At 61.8% G+C, this 20,463-nt stretch carries 17 protein-coding genes; 6 read left to right on the plus strand and 11 right to left on the minus strand.

What is annotated here, in order from left to right:
- Positions 1 to 308 precede the first annotated feature (308 nt).
- From M1D99_RS28805 to M1D99_RS28820, 4 genes are all read left to right on the plus strand, one after another.
- Positions 309 to 842, plus strand: a complete 534-nt coding sequence (locus tag M1D99_RS28805; protein WP_458131173.1) for a hypothetical protein — start codon at positions 309 to 311, stop codon at positions 840 to 842.
- Positions 839 to 2,254, plus strand: coding sequence for a PAAR domain-containing protein (locus M1D99_RS28810; RefSeq protein ID WP_458131174.1), 1,416 nt, complete (start codon positions 839 to 841; stop codon positions 2,252 to 2,254). The genes M1D99_RS28805 and M1D99_RS28810 overlap by 4 nt, the downstream gene beginning before the upstream one ends.
- Positions 2,251 to 2,640, plus strand: a complete 390-nt coding sequence (locus M1D99_RS28815; RefSeq protein ID WP_434573110.1) for a hypothetical protein — start codon at positions 2,251 to 2,253, stop codon at positions 2,638 to 2,640. The genes M1D99_RS28810 and M1D99_RS28815 overlap by 4 nt, the downstream gene beginning before the upstream one ends.
- Before the next feature lie 500 nt (positions 2,641 to 3,140).
- Positions 3,141 to 3,485, plus strand: coding sequence for a hypothetical protein (locus M1D99_RS28820; RefSeq protein ID WP_434573112.1), 345 nt, complete (start codon positions 3,141 to 3,143; stop codon positions 3,483 to 3,485).
- Positions 3,486 to 3,703: 218 nt separating this feature from the next.
- On the opposite strand, the gene cadR is transcribed toward M1D99_RS28820, so the two are convergent.
- Positions 3,704 to 4,150, minus strand: coding sequence for a Cd(II)/Pb(II)-responsive transcriptional regulator (gene cadR / locus M1D99_RS28825; RefSeq protein ID WP_186730349.1), 447 nt, complete (start codon positions 4,148 to 4,150; stop codon positions 3,704 to 3,706).
- An 86-nt stretch (positions 4,151 to 4,236) separates the two neighbouring features.
- Between cadR and M1D99_RS28830 the strand changes: the two genes are divergently transcribed.
- Positions 4,237 to 6,456 carry a heavy metal translocating P-type ATPase gene (locus tag M1D99_RS28830; RefSeq protein ID WP_458131175.1) on the plus strand — a complete coding sequence of 740 codons (2,220 nt, stop codon included), beginning with the start codon at positions 4,237 to 4,239 and terminating at the stop codon, positions 6,454 to 6,456.
- 353 nt (positions 6,457 to 6,809) lie between these two features.
- On the opposite strand, the gene M1D99_RS28835 is transcribed toward M1D99_RS28830, so the two are convergent.
- The 3 genes from M1D99_RS28835 to M1D99_RS28845 are packed head-to-tail and all read right to left on the minus strand — an operon-like array spanning position 6,810 to position 12,018.
- Entirely contained in the window at positions 6,810 to 9,857 is a 3,048-nt protein-coding gene (locus M1D99_RS28835; RefSeq protein ID WP_186730351.1) for an efflux RND transporter permease subunit, read from the minus strand.
- The gene (locus tag M1D99_RS28840) at positions 9,854 to 10,918 is read right to left on the minus strand and encodes an efflux RND transporter periplasmic adaptor subunit (RefSeq protein WP_458131176.1); all 1,065 of its coding nucleotides are present in this window, start codon (positions 10,916 to 10,918) and stop codon (positions 9,854 to 9,856) included. Before M1D99_RS28840 ends, M1D99_RS28835 begins: the two co-directional genes overlap by 4 nt.
- Positions 10,915 to 12,018 carry an efflux RND transporter periplasmic adaptor subunit gene (locus M1D99_RS28845; RefSeq protein ID WP_458131177.1) on the minus strand — a complete coding sequence of 368 codons (1,104 nt, stop codon included), beginning with the start codon at positions 12,016 to 12,018 and terminating at the stop codon, positions 10,915 to 10,917. The genes M1D99_RS28840 and M1D99_RS28845 overlap by 4 nt, the downstream gene beginning before the upstream one ends.
- 240 nt (positions 12,019 to 12,258) lie before the next feature.
- Between M1D99_RS28845 and M1D99_RS28850 the strand changes: the two genes are divergently transcribed.
- A complete protein-coding gene (locus tag M1D99_RS28850) occupies positions 12,259 to 13,419 on the plus strand; it encodes an AAA family ATPase (protein WP_434573120.1) in 1,161 nt (386 codons plus the stop codon).
- Positions 13,420 to 13,920: 501 nt separating this feature from the next.
- Here the strand turns inward: M1D99_RS28850 and M1D99_RS28855 are convergent.
- The 7 genes from M1D99_RS28855 to M1D99_RS28885 form a co-directional block, all read right to left on the minus strand.
- Positions 13,921 to 14,703 (minus strand): MetQ/NlpA family ABC transporter substrate-binding protein, encoded by a 783-nt coding sequence (locus M1D99_RS28855; protein WP_186709445.1) that lies wholly within the window; start codon positions 14,701 to 14,703, stop codon positions 13,921 to 13,923.
- Between the two features lie 278 nt (positions 14,704 to 14,981).
- On the minus strand, positions 14,982 to 15,917 hold the full coding sequence (locus tag M1D99_RS28860; protein ID WP_434573124.1) for a sigma 54-interacting transcriptional regulator: 936 nt from the start codon (positions 15,915 to 15,917) through the stop codon (positions 14,982 to 14,984).
- A gap of 47 nt (positions 15,918 to 15,964) precedes the next feature.
- Positions 15,965 to 16,546 carry an alpha/beta hydrolase gene (locus tag M1D99_RS28865; protein ID WP_186709448.1) on the minus strand — a complete coding sequence of 194 codons (582 nt, stop codon included), beginning with the start codon at positions 16,544 to 16,546 and terminating at the stop codon, positions 15,965 to 15,967.
- A gap of 209 nt (positions 16,547 to 16,755) precedes the next feature.
- Positions 16,756 to 17,001 (minus strand): DUF2789 domain-containing protein, encoded by a 246-nt coding sequence (locus M1D99_RS28870; protein WP_186709449.1) that lies wholly within the window; start codon positions 16,999 to 17,001, stop codon positions 16,756 to 16,758.
- A gap of 198 nt (positions 17,002 to 17,199) precedes the next feature.
- Positions 17,200 to 18,141, minus strand: coding sequence for a sulfotransferase family protein (locus M1D99_RS28875; RefSeq protein WP_434573127.1), 942 nt, complete (start codon positions 18,139 to 18,141; stop codon positions 17,200 to 17,202).
- Entirely contained in the window at positions 18,129 to 18,914 is a 786-nt protein-coding gene (locus M1D99_RS28880) for an aspartyl/asparaginyl beta-hydroxylase domain-containing protein (protein WP_458132174.1), read from the minus strand. Before M1D99_RS28880 ends, M1D99_RS28875 begins: the two co-directional genes overlap by 13 nt.
- A 15-nt stretch (positions 18,915 to 18,929) precedes the next feature.
- Positions 18,930 to 20,444 carry a TolC family protein gene (locus M1D99_RS28885; protein WP_458131178.1) on the minus strand — a complete coding sequence of 505 codons (1,515 nt, stop codon included), beginning with the start codon at positions 20,442 to 20,444 and terminating at the stop codon, positions 18,930 to 18,932.
- Positions 20,445 to 20,463 lie beyond the last annotated feature (19 nt).

The following is a 20,463-nucleotide window of genomic DNA, read 5'->3' on the forward strand; positions in this document are numbered from 1 at the left end:
ACCGGCACCATGTGCCGATGGCAGTCTAAGCCCCATCACCTCCCCTTTGTGCGCGAGCTTGCTCGCGAAGGCGACCTATCACGCAGCTGTTTTCTCAACTGCCCCTCACTTTCCCGGCAAACCACGCAAAAAATAGGTCCATGGCGTAGGAAAAAGCGCGTTCCCGTTGGCGAAGTTTCCTATTCACTCTAAATTCCCTCCCCGCAGGGATTGCGACTCACCCGCGCCGCGACGTCTCATTCATCGTTCCAGTATTCGCCCGGCTTGGTGCATGCCAAGCGGACAACCTTGAATGGGAGTCTTGAAAAATGAACGCATCCTTGCATCTCGCCTACACCAACGAAGCATCCCCTGAATTTCTGCTCTGCTTGGACGACTGCCCTTTCACGAAACAGCAACTTGCCGATTTTGATGAACAGTCGTTGGCGATTGTTCATCAACAACAGACTTATGCCAAAGCCCATCCTCCCATTGCGATTTACCGCGTGGCCACCGAGGGCAGCCAGACCCGTGACGGCGGAGTTGTCCGGCAAGGGACCGCTCCGCTGGAGTTCACATTGGCTAATGGCGATCAGGTGCGTGCAGCACGCAAGGGCGATCTTGTCGTTTATGCCGATGGCAGCACGGCGCGCATCGTAACCACCGCAGGGGAAGGCAATAGCCATGTTGCGCTGGTGGGCAGCTTGCTAAGCAACGGCGACGAGATCATCAATACCCCCCAAGGCAAGGCACTTCTCATCGCCCGGGACGGCGTGCCGAAGGCAGAAGATTTTTTACCGCCTCTCCAGCAAATGGATCTTGCCCCCCTGCGGTCGGATGACACAAAAGGGAAGATCCAATGAACGTGGGTTATTACATCGGCCTGGGCGATGACACCTCCTGCGGCGGAAAGGTGTTGGACGGTGACCCCCGGATCAACCTGTACGGTTTGCTCCATGCCTGCGAAGGCGACCGCGTCTCCTGCGGCAAGGATGGTCAAACGTATCGGATCATCGGTGGGATTTCGCACATGATCAGCCATGGCCGACTCATGGCCGGGACGCTGGACAGCTACAGCGGTTGCCCGTGCGAGGCCCATCTGATTCCCTCGGTATTTACCGCTACCTACAGGAACGCATCTTCTGCGCCACGAGCGACCAGCAGAACCGCTCAACCGGACGCGCCTACGGTCACCAGCCGTCCGACGATGTCACCAAAATCTGCTTTCGCCTCTTTCTTCCCTCCGTCGTCAGCGGCGTCCACCCGAGTAGAGCCACAGGAGCCAGGCTTCTACATCGTGCCCAAAAGCGTGACCCGCGAAGCGTTGGAAGCCACCCTTTTCCCAGCGCCCGACCCGCAGGTGATGCGCAAATTCCGCGCGCTAAATCCTCATCGCGACGTCGTTAAGGCCGGTTCGATGATCGTGCTGAGCGACCCGAACAATCACCAATGCACCCGTGAAGAAGCGCAGGTGATGGCGGCGGCGGAAACAGTGAATACCGCGCTCGATGACCTCACCGCTGAACAAGCCGACTTCATGCATCGCCACGCGGCTGAGATCGCCAGTTTCACCGGCCAGACCTCGACATGGTTGGGCGTCAGCGCGGTGATGATGGAGAAACACCTGAGCAACCTGCGCGATACGCTCCAGGCCATGGAACGCTTACACCAGAACAGTTTTCGTCAATACGGCCATCTTAGATCGCCGCAATTCTTCGCCGAGCGTAAGCTCCTGCTCGCCCAGCTGGATGCGCACCTGCTGAATTCCACCCGCCTGCGCGGCCATACGACCCTGGGCGACCACCCCAAACTGAAAACTGCCCTTGGCATTTCGAGCCGTAGCTTAGTGCACCATTGGAACAAGGCCGGAGCACCGGGGCAGATTCCGGGGTATGCGACGCATGTGGAGGCGACCAGTCGTGCTGCGAAGTACATGAAGTCAGGTGGGTATATCGGTATTGGGATTGGCGGGGTGTCTTCGTTGCTGGCGATTCAAGAGGTTTGTAACGGGGGATCAGGGGAAGCTTGTGAGCGGGTCAGGTTTACTGAAGGAGGAAAATTTTTGGGGGGAACCTTTGGCGGCGCTGCACTTGGATGGATGGCCCAAAGTGCCAGCGTCCCGCTCTGCGCGGCAATTGGCGCCTCTACAGCAGGTTTGGGTGGTGTTCTCTGCGTCGGGGTCGTGGTAGCGACTGGCGCATGGGTGGGCACAACTTACGGTGCGATGGGCGGTGAAGGAATCGGGGAAGTGGTGTACGAGAAAACTTTGCCATGATACCGGAGGCGTTCTGGAAGTCCTGGCTAGCTTTCTGGCTTATGGCCGGTCCCCTCCTGCTGAGCTTTTTGGGCCTGGTGTTCAATCTGTACCTCAGCCGCAGACATTTGGACGTCATGATGGAAGCTTTGAAAAATAGCCGCTACATATATCTTTGGGGGCCCGCATGGCGAGGCCGGGGTTGGTTCGGCGGGGTCGTACTGCTCAGTAAAATTGCCGGGATAGTGGTGTGGTCAAAGGCGCATATTCGCAGTGGAGATGCGGACCCTGTAGATATTAAGAACTTCCCGCCTCACCTGAAGCGTCTTCTCGCTATTGATCTGGTTGTGATGGGCATTGCCTCCATTTGGATAGTCGCTATTGGCCTGCTGATCCAGTTCAAATAATTGAGCTACCTCTGCATTTCTAACCGTCGCCTGGCGCACCACTGGAACAAAGCCGGAGCACCGGGGCAGATTCCGGAGTATGCCACGCATGTGGCGGCGACCAGTCGGGCTGCGAAGTACATGAAATCGGGTGGGTATATCGGTATTGGGATTGGTGGGGTTTCTTCGTTGTTAGCGGTTCAGGAGGTGTGTAACGGAGGATCTGAGGCGGCTTGTGAGAGAGTCAAGTTTACCGAAGGAGGGAAGTTTGCTGGGTCGACTTTCGGCGGGGTGGCCGGCGGGATAGGCGCTTCGGCGGCTAGCGGTGCTGTTTGCCTGGCGCTTGGAGTCACTAGAGGCATTGGGGGTGTTCTCTGCGTCGGGGCCTTGGTGGCGACTGGCGCGTGGGGAGGCACGGCCCTTGGAGCTATAGGAGATGAGGGAATCGGAGAAGTACTATACGAGAAAACGCTGCAATGATACCGGAGGAGTTCTGGAAGTCTTGGCTGGCTTTTTGGCTTATGGCCGGCCCCACTCTGCTGAGCTTTGTAGGTGCGGTATTTAGCTTATACCTGAGCCACCGCCATCTGGATGCGATGAAGGAGGCTTTGAAGAACAGCCGCTATATTTATCTTTGGGGCCCGAACCTGGGGAGACGGGGTTTGATCTGGTCGTTCTTGGAGATAGGAAAAATTGCCGGGATGGTGTTGTGGCCTGGAGTATCAATCCGTATTGGTGAAGTAGACCCGGTCGATATCGAGAACTTCCCGCGTTATTTGAAACGGCTCCTATTAATTGAAATGACGATAATAATCGTCGCCCTCATCTGGATGGCACTTGCAGCCGTGCTAATCCAATTTAAATAACTCGATCAAAGCCAGCTGAACTGACGCTACTCGCGTGGTGATGATGCTCGTAGCGTCGATTGGGATACTGCTCGGAGCGGTACTGGTAAAGCTCCTATAAGGAGTCCTACGGCGGTTGCTCGCGGTAGCGTCCTCCATTCAATACTTATGTGACTGACCCACCGCTATCGCGAGCAGGCTCGCTCCCACATTGGATCTGCATGTGCTCCAAGATCGGCTCAATGCCCATGACTACGCCCCACATGCGAATGTTCCACCTCCGGCGCCACCGCCCCGCTCACCTCCAACCGCTGCAAGATCCCGCATTGATCCAGATCCGGCCCTTCGCCACAGCGATGGCGTAGGTCGATCAGTTGCGCCTGCAAGGCCAGCAGGCCATCGATGCGGGCCTTGACGTGGTGGATGTGTTCGTCGATCAGCGCATTGACGCTTTCACATTGATCCTGGGGGCTGTCGCGCAGGGCCAGGAGGCTGCGAATTTCCTCCAGGGTCATGTCCAGGGTGCGGCAGTTGCGGATGAACGTCAGCCGTTCGGCATGGGCCTGGGTGTAGACGCGGTAGTTGCCGTCGCTGCGGGCCGGTTCCGGCAGCAGGCCTTCGCGTTCGTAGTAGCGGATGGTTTCGACCTGACAGTCGGTGATTTTCGCCAGTTCTCCGATCTTCATCGTGCGATCTCCCAAATAGGTGCTTGACCCTATAGTGGCTACAGGGTCTTTACTGCGCAACAGGCACTTTTCACGGACGTCACCCGATGAGCGATTCCCTTCACATCCAAAAACCCGACCACGGCCATGACCACGGGCATTCCTGCTGCGCCTCGAAAGCGGCACCGGCGGTGGTCGATCTCGGCAAAACGCCGACGGACGGCGCGCGGCTGAGCAGTTTCCGCATCGAAGCCATGGACTGCCCCACCGAACAGACGCTGATCCAGAACAAGCTCGGCAAACTCGAAGGCGTGCAGCGACTGGAGTTCAACCTGATCAACCGCGTCCTGGGCGTGACCCACGATCTGCCCAGCGACGCGCCGATCATCAAGGCCATCGAATCCTTAGGCATGCAGGCCGACCCGCTGATTGCGGGCGAGAAACCGCAAAGCCACGACCTGCCCGCCCCGGCCAAGCCCTGGTGGCCGTTGGCGCTGTCCGGCGTGACGGCCCTGGGCGCCGAGGTGATCCACTTCACCAATGCCGCGCCAAACTGGGTGGTCGCGCTGGTGGCGTTGGTGTCGATCCTCAGCGGTGGCCTGGGTACCTACAAGAAGGGCTGGATCGCCCTGAAGAACCGCAACCTGAACATCAACGCGCTGATGAGCATCGCCGTGACCGGCGCCGTGCTGATTGGCCAATGGCCGGAAGCGGCAATGGTGATGTTCCTGTTCACCGTGGCCGAACTGATCGAAGCCAAATCCCTGGATCGGGCGCGCAACGCCATCAGCGGCCTGATGCAGATGGCCCCGGAACAGGCCACCGTGCAGCAGGCCGATGGCACCTGGCAGGTCCAGGAGGTCAAGGCCATTGCCCTCGGCGCGCGGGTGCGGGTGCGGCCCGGCGAGCGCGTCGGCCTGGACGGTGAGGTGATCACCGGCCGCTCGACCGTCGACCAGGCACCGATTACCGGTGAAAGCCTGCCGGTGGAAAAAATCGCCGGCGACAAGGTGTTCGCCGGCACCATCAACCAGGCTGGCGAACTGGAATATCGGGTGACGGCGGCGGCCGATCAATCGACCCTGGCGCGAATCATCCACGCCGTGGAACAGGCACAGGGCTCCCGGGCGCCGACCCAGCGCTTCGTCGACCGCTTTTCGACGATCTATACCCCAGCGGTGTTTGCCCTGGCCCTGGCGGTAGCAGTCATTCCACCGCTGTTCATGGGCGCCTTGTGGTTCGACTGGATCTACCGGGCCCTGGTGCTGCTGGTGGTCGCCTGCCCGTGCGCGCTGGTGATTTCCACCCCCGTGACCATCGTCAGCGGCCTCGCCGCCGCCGCGCGCAAAGGCATCCTGGTCAAGGGCGGCGTCTATCTGGAGGGCGGCTACAAGCTCGACTATCTGGCGTTGGACAAGACCGGCACGATCACCCACGGCAAACCGGTGCAAACCGACTATGTGGCCTTGGACCCTACTCTGGAAAGCACAGCCCCGGCCCTGGCCGCCAGCCTCGCCGCCCGCTCCGACCACCCGGTGTCCCGGGCGATTGCCAACGCGGCTGTGGATAAGCAAGTGGTGCAGCAGGCTGTGGATAACTTCGCGGCGCTGGCCGGGCGCGGCGTGCGCGGCGACATCGACGGCCGGACCTATCACTTGGGCAACCACCGCCTGGTGGAAGACCTCGGCCTGTGCTCCCCCGAACTGGAAGAAAAACTCTTCGCCCTGGAAAAACAAGGCAAGTCGGTGGTGCTGCTGCTCGACGCTACAGGTCCCTTGGCGCTGTTTGCCGTGGCCGACACCGTGAAGGACTCCAGCCGCGAGGCCATCCGGCAACTGCATGAACTGGGCATCAAGACCCTGATGCTCACCGGCGACAACGCCCACACCGCCGAAGCGATTGCCGCGCAAGTGGGCATGGACCAGGCGCGGGGCGACCTGTTGCCGGAAGACAAGCTGCAAGCCATCGAAGCGCTGTATGCCAAGGGTCACCGCGTCGGCATGGTGGGCGACGGCATCAACGACGCCCCGGCCCTGGCCCGCTCGGAAATCGGTTTCGCCATGGCGGCGGCCGGCACCGACACGGCCATCGAGACCGCCGATGTCGCCTTGATGGACGATGACCTGCGCAAGATCCCGGCCTTCATTCGCCTGTCGCGGCAGACGTCCAGCATTCTGAAACAGAACATTGCCTTGGCCTTGGTGATCAAGGCGATCTTTCTCGGGGTCACCTTCGCCGGGTTCGCCACCATGTGGATGGCGGTGTTTGCCGACATGGGGGTGAGTTTGCTGGTGGTGTTCAATGGGTTGCGGTTGTTGCGCAAATAAAAAAACGGGGTGATTGGGCTGGACCCATCGCGAGCAAGCTCGCTCCCACAGGGAGCTCCAGTGAACACATATTCTGTGGGCAACAGAGAACCACTGTGGGAGCGAGCTTGCTCGCGATAGCGGTATGTCAGCCAACGCGGTGCTGGAGCAGGTGCAAAGCCTGTTCCAGCAACCCTGAGTTCAAGTTTGCGACGTATCCCTGTGGCGAGGGAGCTTGCTCCCGCTGGGCTGCGAAGCAGCCCAAAACCCAGACAATGAGTAACTTCAGGCAGACCGAGTCCACCGGTTCACGACTGCTGCGCAGCCGAGCGGGAGCAAGCTCCCTCGCCACAAGGGCAGCGAAGGCGGCCGCGTCAATCACGCTTCGGCTCGCGAATCTTGTACCAGGCCACATACAGCGCCGGCAGGAACAGCAGCGTCAGCAACGTGGCGATGATAATCCCGCCGATCATCGCGTAGGCCATCGGCCCCCAGAACACTTCCCGGGCAATCGGGATCATCCCCAGGCTCGCCGCGGCGGCCGTGAGCAGGATCGGCCGGCGGCGGTGTTCGGTGGCCTCCACCACCGCGTCCCAGGGTTCGTAGCCGTCACGCTCGTACTCATCGATCTGAGTCACCAGGATCACCGAGTTACGGATAATGATGCCGATCAGCGCGAGAATCCCGAGGATCGCCACGAAGCCCATGGGCGTGCCCGTCGGCACCAGCGCCAGCACCACGCCGATCAACCCGAGGGGCGCGACGCTCGCCACCAGGAACAGTTTCTGCACGCTGTGCAACTGGATCATCAGGAAAGTCGCCATCAAAAACAGCATCAGCGGCACGACGCTGGCAATCGGCCCCTGGGCCTTGCTGCTTTCTTCCACCGTACCGCCCGTGGCGACCTTGTAACCCACCGGCAGGCCGGCGGCGAACTTGTCGATGTCCGGTTGCAACTGCTTGACCAGGTCGGTGGGCTGGATCTCGTCGCGCACCGCGGCCTTGATGGTGATGGTCGGCTTGCGGTCACGACGCCACACCAGCGGTTGCTCCAGTTCATAGCGCACCGTGGCAAACGCCAGCAACGGAATCGACGTGCCACTCGGGGTGACGATCTGCAGGTTCTGCAGGGTTTCCGGCGAACCGCGCTCGGCATCCTCGGCACGGCCGACCACGTTGATCAAGTAGATATCATCGTTGACCTGGGTCACCGGCGAGCCGCTGACAATGCTGTTCATCAGCCTCGCCACATCATCGGACGACAAGCCCAATTGCCGCGCCTTGTCCTGGGCGATGTCGATACGCAGCACTTTGCCCGGCTCGTTCCAGTCGTAGATGATTTCGCCAATGTGCGAGTTCTTGTCCAGTTCGGTGGCCAGTTCGATCGCATGCTTGCGCACCAGGTCGATGTCCTTGCCGCTGACCCGATATTGGATCGGCCGGCCCACCGGCGGGCCCATTTCCAAGGCCTGGACGTAGCTGCCAATCCCGACGAAATCCTCACGCAGACGCTTTTGCAGGCGTTCGGTCAGCGCCGTGCGCGACTCCAGGCCTTTGCTGACGATCACCAATTGCGCGTAGTACGGGTTCTGCAACTGCTGGTCCAGCGGCAGGTAGAAACGAATCGCGCCTTCGCCGATGTAGGTGCTCCAGCGCTCAATGTCCGGGTCGCCCTTGAGGGTCGCCTCCAGGCGGTCGACGGCTTTGCGGGTCTCGTCCATCGAAGCGTTTTGCGGCAGGTTGAGGTCCACCAGGATTTCTGGCCGGTCCGAGGACGGGAAGAACTGGTTCTGCACAAAACGCATGCAAAACACCGCCAGCACGAACAGCAGCACGGTGATGCCGATGGCCCACCAGCGATTGCGCATCGCCCACAACAGGCCGCCGTTGAATGCCCGGCCGATCCGCCCCGGCTCGGCGCTGTGGGGTTTCACGTCAGCGCTGAGGATATGCACGCCGATCACCGGGGCAAACAGCACCGCGACGATCCATGACACCAGCATCGCCACGGCGATGACCGCAAACAGGGTGAAGGTGTATTCACCGGCGGAGCTGGCGTTCAAGCCGATGGGCACGAAACCGGCCACGGTCACCAGGGTCCCGGTGAGCATGGGAAACGCCGTCGAGGTGTAGGCGAACGTCGCGGCCTGATCCTTGCTGTCGCCTTTTTCCAGGCGCGTGACCATCATTTCCACGGTGATCATCGCGTCGTCCACCAGCAGGCCGAGGGCGATGATCAACGCGCCGAGGGAAATCCGCTGCATGGTGATGCCGCTGTATTCCATGAACAAGAAGACCATCGCCAGCACCAGCGGAATCGAACAGGCCACCACCAGCCCGGCCCGTACGCCGAGGCTGACGAAGCTGACGAGCAGGACGATGATCACCGCCTCGAACAGGGCACTGGTGAAGCCGCCGACCGCCTCCTCCACCACTTCGGCCTGGTCCGACACGGTGTGCACGCCAACGCCCACCGGCAGGTCGGCGGTCAGCTCGTTCATGCGCGCATGCAGCGCCTTGCCGAAGTCCTGGATGTTGCCACCCTTCTTCATCGCGATGGCAAGGCCGATGGCCGGCGTACCGTTGAAACGGAACATCGGTGTGGCGGGGTCGACATAGCCGCGACGGATGTCGGCGATGTCGGCCAGTCGATAGAAGCGGTCATTGAGTCGCAGGTTGACGTTGGCCAGGTCTTTTTCCGATTGGAACTGCCCGGACGTACGTACGGAAATCCGCTCCGGTCCCGCATCGATCACCCCGGCCGGGGTCACGGCATTCTGCGATTGCAGGCTCTGCACCACTTGGCGCTGGTCGATGCCCAGGGCGGCGAGTTTGCGCGTGGAGAAGTTCAGGTACAGCACTTCGTCCTGCTCGCCCACCATCTCGACCTTGCCCAGGCCCGGTACCTCGCGGATCTCGGCGCGCACCTGTTCCACGTAGTCGCGCAACTGGCGCATCGACAGGCCGTCGCCGGTGAAGGCGTACACCGAACCGTAGACATCGCCGAACTCATCATTGAACCCAGGCCCTTGCAAGCCTTCGGGGAAGTCGCCGCGAATGTCGTTGATCTTCTTGCGCACCTGGTACCAGATCTCGGGGATTTCCTTGGCCCCGGTGGTATCGCGCAGGTACACGAACACCGTCGACTCTCCCGGGCGGGTGTAGCTCTTGACGTAGTCGAGGGAGTCGAGCTCTTCGAGCTTCTTCTCGATGCGGTCGGTGACCTGCCTGAGGGTTTCTTCCTGGGTCGCGCCAGGCCAGCGGGTCTGGATGATCATGGTCTTGATGGTGAACGACGGGTCTTCCTCGCGACCCAGGTTCATGTACGAAAACACGCCCATCAACAGCGCCACGAACATCAGGTACCAGACGAACGACTGATGCCGCAGGGCCCATTCGGATAAGTTGAAAGGCCCTTTCATCGTGCGTCCTCGTCGAGTTTCACTTTCTGTCCTGGCTGGAGACTGTGCACGCCGGCGCTGACCACGCGGTCGCCGGCCTTGATGCCGTTGGCCACCAGCACCGAGTTGGCCGAACGCTCAATAATCCGTACCTCACGGGGTGAGACGGTCTGCGTTTGCGGGTCGATCAGCCAGATGCGCGCCTTGCCGTCGATCTCTTGCAGGGCGCTGAGCGGCAGTTCGATGCGCGGTTCGATGGTCGAACTCAGGGTCACGCTGATGGCCGTGCCCAGGCGAAAACCTGGCGGTGTGTCGGTCAGCGTCAGGCGCGCGCGGCGGGTGCGGGTCGCGCTCTGGGCCTGGGGCTCGATCTCGCGGACGATGGCGGTGGTGTGGATGCTCGGGTCCAATTGCGCGGCGACCTCGAATACCACGTCCGTGGGCAAGCGTTCGACCAGCCCGGCCGGCAGGTCGATCACCGCTTCCTTGATGTCCGGGCGGGCCAGGGTCACCACTTGCTGGCCGGCGGTGACCACCTGCCCGGCTTCGGCGTTCCAGGCGGTGACGACGGCGTCGTGGTCCGCGTGCAATTGGCTGTAGTTGAGTTGGTCGCGGGCCTGCTCCACCGAAGCCCGGGCCTGTTCGAGGGACGCCCCGGTGGTTTTCAGGTCAGTCTGGGCGACGTCCAGTTGCGCCTGGGCACCGACACCACGGTCGAACAATTGCTGCTGGCGACGGGCATTGGCCTGGGCATTGATGTACTGCGCCTCGATCCGCGCCAGATCGCCCTGGGCGGCGCGGAGCTGGTTCTGCTGGTCGGTGGGATCGAGCGTGGCGAGCAGGTCGCCCTTCTTCACTTCGGCGCCAACATCGACGTTGCGGCTGGCAATGCGTCCGGGCACGCGGAAACCGACATTGCTCTCGTAACGCGCCTGGATATTCCCGGCGAAACGCCCGAGGGCCTGCTGGTCGAGGGCCCGGACTTCAACGGACAATACCGGGCGAACCGGTTCGGGCGGTGCTTCTTCCTTGGAGCAGGCGGCCAGCAAGAGGCCGGCCGCGATCATCCACGCACGCTTCATGGCTGGGCTCCCGGCGTGGATTTTTCATAAGTGTTTTCAGCGATCTCGACGCGTACTCCGGGGTGCAGCAACTGCCCACCGGCGGTGACGATTTTCTCTCCCCCCTTGAGGCCCGCGCTGATGATGACCTTGCCGGTCAGGTAGCGGCCGACCGTCACCGTCTGCAACTGCGCCTTGCCGTCGCCGTCCACCAGCCACACGGCCGGCTCACTGAGGTTCTTGGTCAGGGCCGACCAAGGCAACTCGAAGGCGGTCTTGCCGGCGGACTTGGCCGTGGCGCTGACCACCGACCCCAAGCGCATGCCTTCGGGCAATTCATCGAGGGTCACCTTGACCTGCACGGTGCCGGTCTGGGCGGACACCGCCGGGGTGATCTCGCGCACCGTGCCGGTGGTCTTGATGGTGGGGTTATCCAACAGGCTGATGGTGATTGCAGGGTCCGACGGCGGTTCGCTCAACAGTGACTCGTAGATGTTGAACACCGCGTCGCGTTCGCCGTCCCGGGCCAGGCTGAAGATCGGCTCCGTGGCCTGCACCACTTGGCCGACTTCCGCCTGGCGCGCGGTGATGATGCCCGGCGCTTCGGCAATCAGCGCGGTGTAGCTCAGTTGTTCGCGAGCGTTGGCCAGTTGGGCCTGGGCAGCGGTCAGCGCACTCTGGCTGCTGCGCAGTTGGGCCTGGGCCGCGTCGTATTCGCTCTGGCTGGTATAGCCCTTGGGCAGGAGCTTCTGTTGGCGCACGAATGCCGCCGCACTCTGCTTGACCCTCGCCTGCTCGGCAGCCACCTGGGCTTGGGCGGAGTCGACGTTGGTCTGCAGGTCCCGGGGATCAAGCCGGGCCAGCACTTGCCGGGCCGAGACCCGGTCGCCGACATCCACCTTGCGCTCGATGATCTTGCCACCCACGCGAAACGACAGGTCGGCCTGCACCCGCGCCTGGACATCGCCGGTCAGGGTCACCGAGGCCGCGTATTCACTGGGCACGGCCTTCTGCACGAAAACCCGTGGCAGGGCCTTTTCTTCGGGCTTCTTGTCACCACACCCCGCCAACAACGCACACACGCCCAAGCCAACAATCAATTTGATTCCGGGACCAGCCATGCAGACTCCTTTGCGTTGTACGGACGTACCAGTGACGATACGACTGTGAGCTTAGAACAGGGTTCCACGAATACAACGGGTACGGCAAATCAGGCAAACTGATCGCCTCTTGTAGGAGCTGCCGAGCGCAGCGAGGCTGCGATCTTTTGATCTTTCACTTGGGACTCAACGGGGTTTGGAAAGATCGCAGCCTCGCTGCGCTCGACAGCTCCTACGAACCCACGCAGCAGGAGTCTGCCCATGCTCAAGACATTGGCGGTGGCCAACTATCGATCGATCAATAAACTGGTCATCCCCCTGGGCCGGCTGAACCTGATCACCGGGCCCAACGGCAGTGGCAAATCCAATCTGTATCGCGCCCTTCGGCTGCTGTCGGAAACGGCCCAGGGCGGGGTGGTCAACGCCCTGGCCCGGGAAGGCGGACTGGACTCGACCTTCTGGGCCGGGCCGGAGGAAATCAGCCGCCGCATGCGTAACGGTGAGGTGCCGGTCCAGGCGGTTGTGCGCCAGGGCACCAAGCGCCTGCGCCTGGGCTTCGCCGGCGAAGACTTCAGCTACTCCATCGCCCTCGGCCTGCCTGCACCCAGTCGCTCAGCGTTTTCCCTGGACCCGGAAATCAAGCGTGAATGCATCTGGGCCGGCCCGGTGTTTCGACCGGCCAGCCTGCTGGTGGACCGCAACGGGCCGATGATCCGTGCCCGCGAAGGCCGTTCATGGGATGTACTGGCCCAGCACACGCCCACCTTCGACAGCCTGTTCGACCAGGTCGGCAGCCTGCGCGCTTCGCCGGAGGTCCTGCAGATGCGCGAGTTCATTCGTCGCTGGCGCTTCTACGATCACTTTCGCAGCGACGCCGACGCCCCGGTGCGCCAACCACAACTGGGCACCCGCACGCCGGTGCTGCATCACGATGGGCGGGATCTGGCCGCCGCGCTGCAGACCATTCTTGAAATCGGTGACGTCGAGGCCTTGCATGCCGCCATCGGTGACGCGTTCCCCGGCGCCCGACTGCACATCGATAAGCTGCAAGGCGGACGTTTCGCCATCGCGTTCCAGCAGCACGGCCTGCTGCGACCGCTGTCCGCCGCCGAACTGTCGGACGGGACCTTGCGCTATCTGTTGCTGGTGGCCGCCCTGCTCACGCCCAGACCGCCTTCGCTGATGGTGCTCAACGAACCGGAAACCAGCCTGCACCCCGACCTGTTGCCGGCCCTGGCGCGGTTGATCATCCGCGCCTCGGCCAATTGCCAGGTCTGGGTGGTGTCCCATGCCTCGCGCCTGATTGCCGCGTTGGAGCAGGATGAACAGTGCAATTGCATCGTGCTGGAGAAAGACCTTGGACAGACCGGGATTGTCGGGCAGCGGGCGTTGGATGAGCCGGCGTGGCATTGGCCGGATTGAATGGCGCCTGATCAACTGAATCGCGAGCAAGCTCGCTCCCACCGTAAGCCTTCAGCGAGCACAGAACTGTTCCCGGATTTGCCGGCTAGGACAAAGACGACTATTTTCCTTGCGCCGCAGGGAGGATCTTTTCGACATCCCCTCACCATTACAAGGAAGAAAAAAATGGCTGACGTGAAAGTGCCGCAGCGACTGGAACCGCAGGAAATAGTGAAATTATTGGTGGCGTTGCGCCGGGCGTTGAAGACCAAGGTGGCCTGATTTGCGCCTTTGATCTTGTGGCGAGGGAGCTTGCTCCCGCTGGCCTGCGTAGCAGGCCCCCAGCAGTCCTTCACGTAGATCGCATTAGCGGGTTTTGCGACTGCTGCGCAGCCGAGCGGGAGCAAGCTCCCTCGCCACAGGTAATCCTGTCCCTGACCCAAGCAATCTTTCGAGCATAAAAAACGCCGACGCTGTATCAGCCGTCGGCGTTTGAAACCGTAACAGGGTCTACCGCGCGAATCAGAACGCCGGCAGTACCGCGCCGCTGTATTTCTTCTCGATGAACGCCTTCACTTCAGGGCTGGTCAGGGCCTTGGCCAGTTTCTGGATGGCCGGGCTGTCCTTGTTGTCCGGACGGGCCACCAGGAAGTTCACGTAAGGCGAATCCGCACCTTCGATCACCAAGGCGTCCTTGGCCGGGTTAAGACCTGCTTCCAAGGCGTAATTGGTGTTGATCATGTCCAGGTCGACCTGATCCAACACACGCGGCAGCATGGCCGATTCCAGTTCCTTGAACTTGAAGTTCTTAGGGTTCTCGGCAATGTCCTTCGGCGTCGCCAGGGCGTTTTTCGGATCCTTGAGTGTGATCAGGCCAGCCTTCTGCAGCAGGATCAGCGCACGGCCGCTGTTGCTGCCTTCGTTAGGGATGGCGATGGTTGCGCCGTCCTTCAGCTCAGCCAGGCTCTTGACCTTTTTCGAGTAGCCGCCAAACGGTTCGACGTGCACGCCGATGACCGTCACCAGGTGGGTGCCTTTGCCTTCGTTGAAGCTCTTGAGGTAGGGCAAGGTCTGGAAGTAGTTGGCGTCCAGGCGTTTCTGGTCGACCTGTACGTTGGGCTGGACGTAGTCAGTGAAAACCTTGATCTGCAAATCCACGCCCTCTTTAGCCAGGGCCGGCTTGATCAGCTCGAGGATTTCCGCGTGGGGTACTGGCGTGGCGGCCACGACCAGCTTCTCCGCGGCCTGGGCCAGGCCCGAGGCCAGGGCTGCCGCCAATGCGGTGAACAACAGAACCTTTTTCATGCAGTGTCCTTATCGAAAATCACGGTCGTCATGGACGACGGCTAAATGTGGATGTGCCAGTGAAGTGCTATCGCTGGCGTGATGCGGACAATACCGATATTTTTTATTCCTTAACAATATCTTTTATTCAAGTTCATATTCATTTTATTCATATACAAGACGACGCCTTTGTGGCGAGGGAGCTTGCTCCCGCTGGGCCGCGTAGCGGACCCAAGATTTTTGCGGTCGCTGCGCAACCGAGCGGGAGCAAGCTCCCTCGCCACAGGTGGGTATCCGGTCTAGAGCGTTTGGCTCAATTGATTGAGCAACGCCTTGAGAGCTAAGCGCTCGGCGTCCGACCCCTGGGCAATGACCTGCGCTACCTGCTGATCAATCAGCTCCAAGGCTGAAGGCTGGGACGGCAGATTCAAATGCTCCGGCAAAATCTCCTCCCCCGTGCTCACCAGCAACGCGAAATGAATGACGTTTTCCAGTTCGCGGGTATTGCCCGGCCAACTGTGCTGTTCGAGGGCATGTTGCGCGGCTTCACTGATCAGCGGCACGGCCAGGCCGAGTCGCTGGCTGTAGATGCCCAGGAAGTATTCGGCCAGGGACAGGATATCGCCCACCCGTTCGCGCAGGGCCGGCAGTTCGAGCCGGCCTTCGCCCAGATAGTGGTAGAGCCGTTCGTGGAATTTCCCGGCCGCCACCGCTTGCGCCAAGTCGATGCTGGTGGCCGCGACCAGGCGGACATCCACCGGACTGGGCTGATGAGCGCCGACACGGGTGACTTCATGGTTCTCCAAGGCCGCCAGCAGCTTGATCTGGATCGGCAGCGGCAAGTCGCCGATTTCATCCAGGTAAAGAGTGCCGCCGTTGGCCGAACCAAACCAGCCGGCCCGGCTGCTGGCCGAACCACTGTAGCTACCGGCGGCATAGCCGAACAGTTCGGCGTCGGCGTAGGTCGGGCTGATGGCGCCGCAATTGACCGATACAAACAATCCGCCGCGATCGCTTTCGCGATGGATATGCCGGGCCAGCAGTTCCTTGCCGCTACCGGTTTCGCCGCGTATCAGCACTGAAATCGCCCGGGGCGCCAGTTGCTCCAATTCCTGGCGCAACTGCCGTGAACGAGGATCGACGAACACCAGCGCCTTGGCGCGAATGCTCAGGGGGCTTTTTTCCGCATCGGGAAAGGTCAGCAAGGGCTGACCGAAGGTTTCATGCAAACTCATGGCAGGCTCCCGCCCCAGGCCGCCGGGAGACGGGGGGCGCTAAAAATTCAGGCGCGACGCAGGGCGTGATGCTCCATGCGGTTTTGCAGACGGTAGAGGTAAGCGAAACCCTGCTCCCAACGCTGGTGGCCAGACTTCACATTGATATGCCCAGCCCCTGACAGGATCCCGGCCTCGGCACCCCAGTTGCGGGCCAGCTCCAAGGCGCGCGGGGCGCTCACGGCGGCGTCGTTGTCGGAGCTGACCACTTGGCTTGGGAACGGCAGCAGATCATTGGGAATCGGCGCGAAGTTGCGCAGCGCCGGGACGCAGGCCGGCCGCTCGACATCCGCCGGCGCCACCAGCAACGCCCCCCGCACCTGCCGCAGGAAGTGCACCGGTGCGGTGGCGGCCCAATGGGCCACCGTGATGCAGCCCAGGCTATGGGCAATCAGGATCACCGGCGTGCTGTCGGCGGCCACGGCCTCGGCCAGCGCCGCGACCCAGTCCTCACGCCGGGGCGTGACCCAGTCGGCCTGCTCGACCCGGGCGCTGTTGGGCAGGCTGTTCTGCCAGTGGGTTTGCCAATGATTCTCCGGCGATCCTTGCCAGCCCGGCACAATCAGGTAGCGAATCGACTCGTTGCGCATGGGTGCTCTCCTGCGTGTCTGTTCCCGGACGAGTATAGGGAGGAGAGGTATATTACTTAAGGAATAAGAAGCTATTTGTTAATAACAATAAAGAATAATCGTGTATCTCTGTGGGAGCGGGCTTGCTCGCGAAAGCGGTGGGTCAGTTGACGCTGATGTTGCCTGACACGACGCATTGGCGAGCAAGCCCGCTCCCACAGGTTCGTGCATCACTCACTGCGGCCCTTGCGCAACAGCACGTCGAGTTGATCCACCACCACCGCCCAGTCCGCATCCTCGAGGATTTCGTCGCGCAGGAGTTGCCGCTGGCTCTCGCTCCAGAAAAACGCATCGGCAAGCCGCAGGTCGGGTTTAAGCGGCGAATGACTGGCAATGAATTGATCGATGCTGACGGCGTCGTCAGGCAAGCCGAGTTGTTTGAACAGGGCGGGAAGTGTATGGATCGGGGTTTCCATGCGGGACTCCTGGGCATGAATGGATGGCTGGGCGCTATTCCTGCAGTCTAGTCCCTTGGAGCTGAGCACACCGTGGCGAGGGAGCTTGCTTCCGCTGGGCCGGTCCGACGCTTCGGGCGAAGCGGCCCCACGACTTTGCGGTTGCTGCGCAACCGAGCGGGAGCAAGCTCCCTCGCCACAAAAGCGGGTTTGAATCCGCTACGGAGAGAGTGACTTCAACGCCTCGTAAGGCCCCTGCGCCCAGCGCAGGACCCGCTCACGCAACAGCGCCGAAGCCTCCCGGCGCTTGTCCTCGCTGTCGCCAACAAACACCTGCGCCGGCTGCTTGGCATGTTGCCCGACCGCTGCGAACACTTGTTTGCACTGCCCTTCATCGAGGCCGAAAAACGCCGCCAGCCTGCCCGTCATCGCCTCAGGCAGTTCGGTGTAGTTGACCGCCATCCCAGCCAATGCCTGGCAGTGGTCCAAGCCCGTCGCCAATAACCGTCCCACCCGGCGCGGGATGAAATCTTCCTGGCCGGCGAACGGCAATCCATCATCCAGGACCGTCGCCCCGATCATCCCCGGCACCATGTGCATGCCGGGACGGCGCAGGTGGGAGACCGAGATTTCCAAGGGGTCGCGGTACACGAACAACCAGGGCGTGTCGGGAAAGCACTCACGCAACAACGGCAGTTCACCGATGTTCCAGGCGTCGAGCTTGACCACCAGCCGTTGCTCCACGCCTCGGCGGCGCTGCCCATAGGCCGACATCAAGCCCTTGAGCGCCACGCACCGCTCGGGCAACGGCAAATCACTGCGCAGCAGCGTATCCAGGGGCGGTGGTTCCGAAATGACGATGTGATGGTCCAATTGGGCAAGCATCTGGCTGATCAATGTCGAGCCGCAACGGGAGGCATGGAAAATGAACGCATTGGGCGCCAGGCCCGGGCTTTGTCGTTGCCACTGACCGAGCACCTCCAAGGGTGTCTGGCGGCGGAACGCCTGGTTGAAGGGCAGGCGCAGGGCGTCTTCCACCGCATCTCCAAAGAACGGCTGTGACAGTCGCATGTCGCCGAACCAGCACCAATCGACCCGCCACTGCCCGGCCTCTTGCCATACGCGGATCGGCAACCAGCCGTGCAGATTCAGGTCTTCCACTGGTTTCTCCACTGCTGGCGACCGGTGCGCATCGCAGCCCGCAATTCCTCCCGGGTGAAGTGAAGCCCTTGTTCGGCCCCCAGTGCCAGGGCAGAGTCAAAAAAAGCGTCCAGTTCATGCAAGTTCTGCAAGGTTCGCGCGAGATGAGGATCCGTTTCCACGCGCTGCTGAAAATGGACAAAGTCGCTTGGCCCGACGCCCGCGGCGGGTGTGGTGGGTAGCCCATCGGCAATCTGCTGGGCCAGCCACGGCCCGGGGCGACAATCGAGCACCAGGTGAACCCGCGAATGAGCACTTCGATTCACAACGCGATGGGGCCGCGCCAAGTCGAGAAACCAGCACTCGCCGACGGTCATCGGAATAATGTGTCCATCCAGGAAAAAATCCACGTCAGGTGGGCTGAGCAGCGGCACGTGCAGGCGCAGATCAGCATCCGGCCCGCCCAGATCATAGTCGCAATGCTCGTGGATGCGCCCACCGGGGCCCAACCGCAGCAGCCGGGCCGAGACGATCTCCAGGGGCCAGTCATGCAATGCCTCTTGCCAGCGACTGTCCGCCGTCCAAGGCGCGCGATGCACGGGCTGACCGTGCCCGGGCGACAGTTCGGTAACGGCATCGGCCGCCGATATCAGCGCCACGCCGCTCCAGTCGCCGCTGTGATAGGCACTGTTGAAGTGCCCCTGCCAACGTGTGTCGTCAATGGCCGCCAGTGCGTGCAACAGCAACGGCAGGTTCACCGCCACCGGCAGCCGGGAAAACGCCGGGCGCATCATCATGGCTGCGCCCGGTTATTGAGTCACCGTGGCAGGCTTCGGCAGCGTGATATCACCCTGGGCCCAGGCCGCTTCGCGGTTGGCCAGCGCCGTGGCAATCGACTGGACCTCGGTCGATTGCACTTCGTTCGGCAGTGGATCGAGGCCGGCGCTGGCAAAGATCTGCCCGTAGGCGTTGCGCAGGTCGGCATAAGCCAAGTCCCGACGCAGGTCGGCCTGCAAGGTGTTCAGTTCACCCTGGATCAGGTCCAATTCGCCAATGCCGGCAGCCTGGTGACGGCTACGCAATTGACCGACAATCTGCCCATCGATGTCCGACAGTTGCTGGCTGGTCTTGAACTGGCGCAGGGCTTCACGATAGTTGGCATTGGCCACGTACAGCTGCGCCAGCACGGCGATTGACATCGCCTGACGCCGTGCCGACGCCACTTCTTCACCGGCCTTGGCCACGTCGATGGCCGCCGGGGCGGAGATCACGTTGAACAGGTTCCAGGTGATTTTCACGCCATAGTCGGCCCAGCCTTGTTCCACCAAAAACGAGTTGCTGTCGTAGTGCCCGCCGGCGGAAAACTCCAGCCCCGGCAGCAGGCGCAACATGGCCTTACGGGTTTCGGCGGCGGTGATGCGGGTCTGGTAATCCTGCTCGCGCAATTCCGGACGACTGGCCAGGGCTTCCTGTTCGAGACGGGCCAGGTCGACCTTGAGTTCCGGGATGGTGTATTCATCCTGGGTCGCCAGGGTCAGCTCGGTGCCCAGGGGCAAGTTGATCAGCGTCGCCAGTTCAGTCTTGGCCAGGGACAGCGCCCGGCGTTGCTCTTCCAGTTGGCGGGTGGCCTGGATCAGCGAACGCTGGTAACCCAGGGCTTGCACCGGGTCGCCGATGCGCTGTTCACTCATGCTCTGGCTGTTGTCACGTGCCGCCTCGACCCGGACCATCAGGCTGTCGATCTGCTTGAGCAGGCGCTCGGCGGCCATGGCGCGCCAGTAGGCCGAACGCACGTCCTGGACGATGGTGTTGATCACCTTGCGCCGACGTTCCTGCACGATCAGCCGCTGGTCCCCGGCTTGCTTGGCACTGATGTAGCTGACACCGAAATCGAGCACGTTCCAGACCATGGTCAGGTCCGCCACTTCACGGTCACGGTCTTGGGAGGTCGACGGCTCCAGGGACTGGGTACCGGTTTCCACGCTCTGGCTGCTGGAGGCACTGACGTTGTTACGGCCCACGTACCCGGCGTCCAGGGCCATGCGCGGCAACATGTCGAAACTGGCCAGGTCCAGCTGACGCTTGGCCAGGGCTTCCTCCATGATCTTCAAGCGACCTTCGAGGTTGTACTTCACCGCCCGGGCCATGGCCTGGTGCAGGGTCAGGGGGCCGCTCAGCGGCTCCTGGTCCTTGTACATGTTCTGCAGGTCGGTTCGAGCACGCTGTTCGCTGACGCTACGCTCGATCGGATCGCTGGTGACCGCACATCCACTCACCACCAACGCCAGCACACTCATACCGAATAACTTCTGACTTCTATTCATTCCCTGGATTGCCCCTGGC

The sequence above is a fragment of the Pseudomonas sp. R3-41 genome, from assembly GCF_054161485.1.